Below are 9,239 nucleotides of genomic sequence, written 5' to 3' on the forward strand. Positions count from 1 at the left end.
TATAGTTCAAATATAATTAGAATTATTTTATTATGATAAAATTATACTATTAGCAGTTTTTAAGTTGTATAAGAATATTGGAGTTATAATGAGCAATCTTTTTGTTAATGTTTTAAGAGGAATCAAGAAAAGATTATTACAATATTTAGGTATTATAATACTATTAGTTATTGTAATTTCTACTCTTTCTGCGCTTTATAGTACAGCATCAAGAGCTGAATCGGGTTTTTATACAGTATTAAACAATAGTGGTAAATATGACTATCGTATTAATTTACAATTATTAAATAATTATAAAGATACTGCTACTGTAACATCAAGAATCCAAACAATTATCAAAAAACAATTTGAAGGTCATCTACATGAATCAGAAATTTATGCACAGATAGATGAAATTAAAGAAAATAATCTTAGAAATAATAGTTTTCCTACCCTTCCTTCGGGAGTAGAAATTAATAAAGATTTTGAAAATTATTTGTTAAACTGAGGATTAAGTTATCAAGGAATATTATTTAATGATATTTTAGAAAACGAAGTTAAAAATGATGAAATTTATAATTTGCAACATTATGAACTTGCTAAATCATTTTTTAAAACTTTTGATTATGAAAACGTTATTTCTCTTAAAAAAATTTATTATTCATTAGAAAATGGATTTTATACTTCAGAAAAAAGTGAATCTTTTGATTTTGCTCCAAAAAGAAATAATATTAATGAAGTTTATATTTCCGAAGGCATTAAACCTATTAATCCATTAGAAATAGTGATCAATCCTGAATTTGCACGTATTAATAATATTAAATTAAATGATTATATAACAGTTATTGATAAAGTTGAAAAGTTAAAAGTTGTTGGTATTGGCTATGCTTATTGGGGAATTACTGGTAGTCGTACTGCAACAAATCCTAATCCGACATCTGAAAATACAAGTCCTGTTTATATGTCAAATCAATGGTTTAATAATTTAATAAAAGATTCTACATTTAGAACTAATTTAAATAATATATTTTTATTAAGAGTTAACAATAACGATAGTTATTTTGTTAGTAAGTTAGAAGAACTTTTAATTAAAACTTTTAGTTTTAGTTTTGGTTCAATTATTAGCAGTGATAGTGAAGATATTCGTTCAGGACAAATTTTAGAGAGTTTTAAAATGGAAAATATAATGTTTATGGCAATTACTCTTGTAGTATTATTAGTTATTATTTTTATCATTATGTCATATGTTAGAAAAGAAATTGATTTACAAAAACCACAGATAGGATTATTAAAAGCTCTTGGTTATAGTAATTTTCAAATTGCTATTAGTTTTGTAATTTTAATATTTTTGATAACATTCATTTCTAGTATTATTGGTTTAGGTATTGGTCTAGGATTACAAATATGATTTAATTCGTTAAATAACATTGGGTTTTTTATGCCATTACCAATACTATTTTTTAGTTGGATAGTATTTATTGTAAGTTTAATAATTATTCCTATTATTTTTATAGTAATTAGTTATATGCAATCGGAAACAAAATTACGTGTTAGTCCATTATTATTAATTTATGATAGACCAAGTAATTCAAGTTCTAAACTAATTTCAGTTTTAAAATACCCCTTTCGTTATTGACCATTTAAACAACGTTTAGCAATTGCTTTCACTCTAAAATCGGTTGGAAAACTATTTTTAGTATTTTTTACTTTTATTTTTGTTAGTTTTTTATTACTATTTCAAAGTTCAGCTACTGATTTATTTGATAATAAAATAAATAATTTATATGGATATTACAATAAAGATGTTAAATGAAATACATCAACTTCATCAATGTATACATATACTAATGATTCTAATTTAAGTATTGATAAGCAGGTTTTTGATTGAGTTTCAGAAAAAGATATTGCGAAAGATAAAGAAACTGGTACTAATAAATATCATCAATGAGTAGCTGATGATTTTCATATTGATAATGATAGTAAAGCTAAAAAAATTGAAAGTGTTATTATTAATAATAATTTTAAAGATTATTTTATGAATAGCGAAGAAATTAATATCCTTTATCAAAAAACTAAGACTAAATCTGATTGTGAAGATTTTATTAATCCAAAAAAGATACTACCTGAACCATTAATGGAAATTATTTGTCAAAATATTCATCAAATATTTAATTATATTTCAACAAATACAGGTATTAATCCAGAAATAAACCCGTTGCCTGGTATTAGTTTAGGTTTAAATATTTATAATAATAAGTATTATCCAACTATTGAAATAAATTTAAGACCTCCTAATGAATGAAAAGGACATAATCAAGGCCGCATGCTCGCAAAAAAAATTAAAGCAACAGGACTTTATAATGATCCATATCAAGATTTAGTTTGAAAAAATTGATTTAACTTTAAAGAAGCAAAAAATCGTGATATTGATCCTATTTTTAATAATTCTCATAATTTACAAGCACAAAAAGTTACTTATACTGATAATCAAGGACAAAATATAACAACTACAGCTTATATTTTATCAGCAGTTATTTCAAAAACATTATCAATTTTAAATGATTATAAAATTGATGATCACTTTTTAATGTTAGCAAGTTGATATAATTATACAATTCCAGTAATTTATCAAGTTAAAGGAATTATTGAAAATAATTTAGACAATTCGAATGTTTATATTAATCTTGATGATTTACGAACATCTATTGGATTAATAAAACCTTCCCCGTCAGAAGTTCCAAAACCAATATCAGATTCTTTTAATCATTGATTATCTAAAGAGAGCAATATTTTTCCATTAAATTATATAAATATTTTGCAACCATCTGCAGAATATACTAAAGAACAAATATTAGCAAAAAATTTAGAACCTATTAATAAAATACCTTTTATTAATGATTTAGTTAAAAGATTATTAGTTGAAATATTTGATGGAATTAGAACAATTATAAATATTACAAAAATTTTAACATTATTTGCTGTAGCTTTTGTATTGGTAATTATTGTTAATATGATTTTAGATAATAATTTATTAATTATTGCAATGATGAAATCTTTGGGTTATCGTGTAAATGAAATTAACAGATTGATTATTGGCTCCTATATTATTGCTTTATTGGTTGCTTTTATTTTAGGTACTATTATTTCTTATGTTGTGTGAAATATTATTACTTTAATTATTGCAACTAAAGCAGGCGTTGTTTTTAATGTGGCTGCTAATCTAGTTACAATTTTATCTTGCTTTGGAATGGTATTTTTAATAATGGTTATTGGCTATGCTGTTGGGTTATATTTAATTAAATACAAACCAGTAACAGCTTTATTACAAGGAAGTTAAAATATTTTTTAAGCATTTCTATATAAATAAGATAAAGTAATTGATAAAATGAGTGTGTTATTTATAAAAGCATGGAATTAAAAAGGAGAAATGATAATGAAAAAAGATAATAAGGAAATTAAAAAAGATGATAAAGACATTGGAAGTAAACAAGTAACTAAAAATAAGTTAGAATCTAGTTTTACAAAGAAGTCAGTATCTAAAACCGAAGGTACAATACCACCAGTAACTCATAAATCTCATGATAAACCAGAATCAAAGGAAGAAATAGAAGCTAATAAAGCTAAATTGCAAGCCTTTAAAGATAATCAAAAAGCAATTAAAAAATTAACAAAAACTCATTCAAAAGAAATTTTAGCAGGTAAAATTATATCAATGACTAATAATACTCCTGATACTCAAACTAATGTTATTGAATTATTTGATGTTAAAAAATCTTACTTAACTGGAGACTTAGAATATGAAGTATTAAAAGGAGTTAATTTAAAAATTAAATTAGGTGATTTTGTTGTTATCTTAGGACCATCGGGAAGTGGTAAGACAACATTATTAAATATTATTTCGGGATTGGATAAACCTAATACTGGTGATGTTTTTGTGGCGGGATACAATTTATCTTTATTAAAAGATAGTCATTTAACTAAATTTAGACGAGATAATGTTGGTTTTATTTTTCAACAATACAATTTATTAACTAATTTAACTGCTCGTGAAAATGCTGAAGTTGGTGAAAATCTTGCTAAAAATAAAAATATGAGTATTGATGATATTTTTCAAGTTATTGAAATGGATGAACATATGAATAAGTTTCCAAGTCAATTATCAGGTGGACAACAACAAAGAGTATCGATTGGTAGAGCACTAGCAAAAAATCCGACAATTTTATTTTGTGATGAGCCAACAGGAGCACTTGATGAGGAAATGGGGCGTAAGGTGTTAGAAATTTTATTGGATGTTAATCGAGAATATAAAACATCAATTATTATGGTTACTCATAATCCTAACTTCCAATATGTTGCAAATACTGTTATTAACGTTAAAAATGGTAAAATTATTAGTGTAAAGAATAATGAAAAACCAATGAAACCAAGTGAAATAAATTGAAGTTAATATTATTAATTAAATAAACTAACAAATTGTTAATAGAAAAAATATCATAACAAAGGAGTAAAAATATGATATTTTTTGAAACCCCTAGATTAAAAATTAGACAGTGAAAAGATAGTGATTTAGATGAACTTGTTTTATTAAATTCTGATAAAGATGTCATGAAATATTTTTCTAGTACATTATCAAAAGATGATACAGAAAAATATTTTTTGAAAATTAAAAATAATTTAAATAATAATGGATTTGGTTTTTATGCTGTTGAATTTAAAAAAAGACAATAAATTTATTGGTTTTATTGGCTTTAGCGAAGTTGATTTTATTGTTGATTTTAGACCATGTATTGAAATTGGTTGGCGTTTTAAAAAAAGTGTTTAAGGTCAAGGAATAGCAACAGAAACAGCTAAAGAATGTTTAAAATATGCAAAAAACAATTTAAAATTAACTGAAATTTATAGTTTTACTAGTATATTAAATATTAAATCAGAAAATGTAATGAAACGAATAGGTATGAAAAAAATAAAAGAATTTTATCATCCAAAAATAAATAAAAGTGATATTTTAACAAAACATATTTTATACAAAATTAATATTTAGAAAGTAAAAAATGTTTAATAAATTATCTCTAATTTTTATAGATATCTATTAGTAGAAATATTTAAATTAAACTTTAATCCTTATTATAAATATAAGGGTTTTATTATAAAATTTAAAATTAATTGTTGACAGTAGAATTTGGTATTGAAAATTGATATCATTATGTATAAACCTAAACAATCTTATTTAATTTAATTTTTTTATTTTAAATACTTATTTTAAATACAAAGGATGAAAACAATGAAAGAAACTAAACTTGAAATTAATGGACGTATTTTGACAGAGCAAGAAGCATTAAGATATCAAAAAATACAAGATTTATATAAGCAAAATTATGATATTTATGGGCGTAATTGAGAAAGAAATTATAATTGTGAAACTTTAAATAGCGAATTTAGAAATAAAAATAAAGAAGAGTTAGCAAAATTTGTTGCTAATTTACCTAATGATCAAATTAAAATGGCAGGTAGATTAATGACAAAAAGAGAAATGGGAAAGGGTTCAATCTTTGCTCATTTGCAAGATCAAACAGGTAAATTTCAAATTTATTTAAAACCAGAATATGTTAATCAAAAAAAATTTGAATGATTTGCAGAATATGCAGATTTAGGCGATTTTTTTGGTATTAAAGGTAAGGTTATGAAAACCAATAAAGGAGAACTAACAGTTCAAGTCTATGATATTGTAATGTTATCAAAAGCACTTAGACCTTTACCAGATAAATTTCATGGTTTAACAGATATTGAAGAACGTTATCGACGAAGATATGTAGATTTAATTATGAATCAAGAAACTAAAAAAACATTTTTACAACGTACACAAATTATTAATGAATTAAGAAGTTTTTTAAATAATAAAGGTTATTTAGAAGTTGAAACACCTATTTTACAAGAAGTATATGGTGGTGCTGCCGCTAAACCTTTTATTACTCATCATAATACATTAAAAACTGATTTATATTTACGAATTGCTACTGAATTACATTTAAAAAGATTAATAGTTGGTGGTTTTGAAAAAGTTTATGAAATTGGTAGATTATTTCGTAATGAAGGTATGAGTAAAAAACATAATCCAGAATTTACAACTATTGAAATTTATGTTGCCTATCAAGATATGAAATATATGATGGATTTAACAGAGTCTTGTATAAAACATTTAATTAATACAGTGCATAATAAATTAACATTAGAATATGATGAAAATATATTAAATTTTGAAAAATCATGAAAAAAAATTAGTATGATTGATTCAATTAAAAAAGCTATGATCAAAGATGAAGAGTTTACTAAAATTTTCCAAGAAATTAGTGATATGATTTTAAAATATCATAATATTGAAGATGATAATATTAGAAATATTGAAAAAAATAAAACATTTAAACTTATATTAAAACTTGCAAAAAATTATAAACTTCATATTCCAGATCATTATAATAGTACTGGTCATATTATTAATTTATTTTTTGAATCTTTTGTTGAAGAAACTTTAATTCAACCTACTTTTATTTTTGATTATCCAATTGAAATTTCACCACTTGCTAAATTAAATAAAAATAGTAAAGAGTTTACTGATCGTTTTGAATTATTTATTGCTGGTAGAGAATATGCAAATGCTTATTCGGAATTAAATGATTCTTTGCAACAATATAATCGTTTTGAAGAGCAAGTAAAAGAAAAAAATAGTGGTAATGATGAAGCAGCAACTATGGATTTAGACTTTGTTGAAGCATTGGAATATGGTATGCCACCAACAGGTGGATTGGGCATTGGTATTGATCGTTTGGTTATGTTAATAACTGGTCAAAATAGTATTAAAGATGTATTATTATTTCCACATATGAAACCCAGAACTGAAAAATAATTTTTGTGATAAATTTTTATTATATAAACATATAATAGTAATTTATCTTTTTTTAAAAAAAAGATAAATTAATTAGTTATAATCAAGATAGTTCTTTAGAATAAGGAGCGTTTTATTGTTATTAACACAAAAGATTGAAAAATATAAGTTTTCAAACCCATTGTTTTATTTAAAAACAATTGGTTTTTTTATTTTATAAATAAAATTTAGGAGAATAAGATTTATGCCTTGATTTAATCAATTAATAAAAAAATTTAGAAATTATCCTTTAACTGATGAAAATTTAGACGAAGTTGTTGAAACTTTTAAGAATTTTTTTAAAGAATACAATGAAAAAGATAATTTTTTTTCTAATTCAGAAGATACTGATTTTGAAAACCCAAGTACATCAGCACCATTAACTCAATTAAAAGAAAATAAAAAAACTGATTTAGATAAATTAATTAAAGAATTAAGAAATGATTTAAAATATAATTTCTTTTCTTATTTTTGAGAAAAAAAAGAAAATTTAAAATTAATTAGACAATTAGATTATTTTTTAATAGAACTTGATAGTAAAATTAAAGAACAAAATGAAAAATTATTATCCTTGGAGAAAAATAAAACATTAATTGAACAAAATAAAATTAATAAAGTTAGCCAAAATAGTACTGAGTTTACTGAAATCACAGATTATTTTAATCTTTTTAATTTTTTAAGTGAAACAATAAGTAATGATATTATTTTTTTAAAAACAATAAATTTAAACATTTTTGAAAATAAAAAAGAGTTTTTAAAAAAAACACGAGAATTAAAAATAAAAATTGATAAAGAAATTCGTAGGCTATATCAAAAAAATGAGGAATTAGAAAATAAAAAAGAGAAAATTTTTGAAAACCTTTTTAAAGAAGAAGTTATGACTCAATTAATTTTATCTTTTTGAGCATTTAGAATGAAAAGTGGAGATGAATATAAATTAATTTTAAATGAAGATAAAGATTTAAAAAGTAAATTTGATAAAAATTTTGTATTTTTCTTTGAATTAATAGATGACATATTTAACCGATATATTAAAAAAATTATTAAAAATGAAGAAAGAATATACAATGATATATTTGAAAAATATAATGATCGAGAAAAAGAATTAATAAGTGAACAAGAAGAAATTATTAAAACTAAAGATAAAGTGAAAGAAAGTATAGAATTATTTAAAAATGAATTAGAAGAAAAAAAAGAACAAATTAGAATACATGAGAAAGAGATAGCAGAAAAAAGAAAACAAATTGAAAATTTAGAAAAACGAAAGAAAAATATAAAAATTAAAAAAATTACTTACTTGCAAGATTTAGAAGAAAATAAAAATAATATTGAAAATCTAATATTTATTCCAAATATTTCAGATGATAAAAAAGGAAAAAAACAATATTTAAAAGAAATAGATGTAGTGATTAAAAAAAAGAATAGTGATATTAAGAAAAAGAATGATTATATTGCGGAGTTACAAGATAATATTACAAGACATGATACTGAGTTAAGTATTAATGATAAAAAAATAAAAAAAATTGAAGATAAAATTAATAAAATTGAGGATTTTTTTAAGCAAAATAAACATACGATGATGTTTGAACTTAAAAAAATAAAAGAAAAATGAATTAAAAATATTAGTAAAGATCAAAAAATATTTATTAATTTCTTAAAAGAAGTTAATAAATTAGAAAATATGGAATTTATTAAGATTATTGAAAATTATTGAGAACAAAATGCTGATAGTATTAAAAAATTTAATGAAAATTTTAACGTTCAAAATAATTTAGAAAACATAAGAGAAGAAAATGAAAAAATAGAAAATGAATTTAAAGATGATTTCACAACTTTAGAAATTAATTTTAAATTAAAAGAAAAAGAAATAATAGAAAACGCAATTAGAGAAAAAAAAGAAAAAATTCAGGAGTCTTTAAGAACAATTAATCAATCAAAATTAGTAAGTATTGAAATCCAAACCGAAATAAATGAAGAAAATGAGAAACCTAGTTGACAAGATCAAAAAATTGAAGAACAAAATAAAACCATTGAAAAACTAGAATTTCAAATAAATTATTTAGAAAAAAAATTAATTTCAATAAAGGAATTACATAAAGATGAAGTAAAAGATTTATCTACAACATTGGAAAATATTAGAGATTTTTTTGCAATGGAAATTAAAAAAACTACTGAAAATTGTGATAATTTAAAAAATAGTTTAAATAAAAAAAATTCAAAAAAAGAAGAACAAAAAATTAAAAATAAATTAAATGAAGAAGAAATAAAATTAACATCTTTAAATGAAGTATGAAAATTAATAAGTACTGAAATTCCAGAGTTACAGCAACCTTTATCAGAA

The 9,239-nt window shown here is 22.1% G+C and carries 5 protein-coding genes; all 5 read left to right on the plus strand.

The window, feature by feature from the left end:
* Positions 1-88 precede the first annotated feature (88 nt).
* Entirely contained in the window at positions 89-3,316 is a 3,228-nt protein-coding gene (locus M0D11_RS07080) for an ABC transporter permease (RefSeq protein ID WP_252319080.1), read from the plus strand.
* 96 nt (positions 3,317-3,412) lie between these two features.
* A complete protein-coding gene (locus M0D11_RS00570) occupies positions 3,413-4,426 on the plus strand; it encodes an ABC transporter ATP-binding protein (RefSeq protein ID WP_252319082.1) in 1,014 nt (337 codons plus the stop codon).
* Between the two features lie 65 nt (positions 4,427-4,491).
* On the plus strand, positions 4,492-4,707 hold the full coding sequence (locus M0D11_RS00575) for a GNAT family N-acetyltransferase (protein ID WP_252319083.1): 216 nt from the start codon (positions 4,492-4,494) through the stop codon (positions 4,705-4,707).
* Between the two features lie 553 nt (positions 4,708-5,260).
* Positions 5,261-6,880: a lysine--tRNA ligase gene (locus M0D11_RS00580; protein ID WP_252319084.1), complete on the plus strand. Its 1,620-nt coding sequence runs from the start codon at positions 5,261-5,263 to the stop codon at positions 6,878-6,880.
* A gap of 223 nt (positions 6,881-7,103) precedes the next feature.
* A partial coding sequence (locus M0D11_RS00585; RefSeq protein WP_252319085.1) for a hypothetical protein occupies positions 7,104-9,239 on the plus strand: 2,136 nt, incomplete at its 3' end.

It is taken from the genome of Spiroplasma endosymbiont of Lariophagus distinguendus (assembly GCF_023846195.1).
In the GTDB taxonomy this organism is placed as follows: Bacteria; Bacillota_I; Bacilli_A; order Mycoplasmatales; family VBWQ01; genus Spiroplasma_E.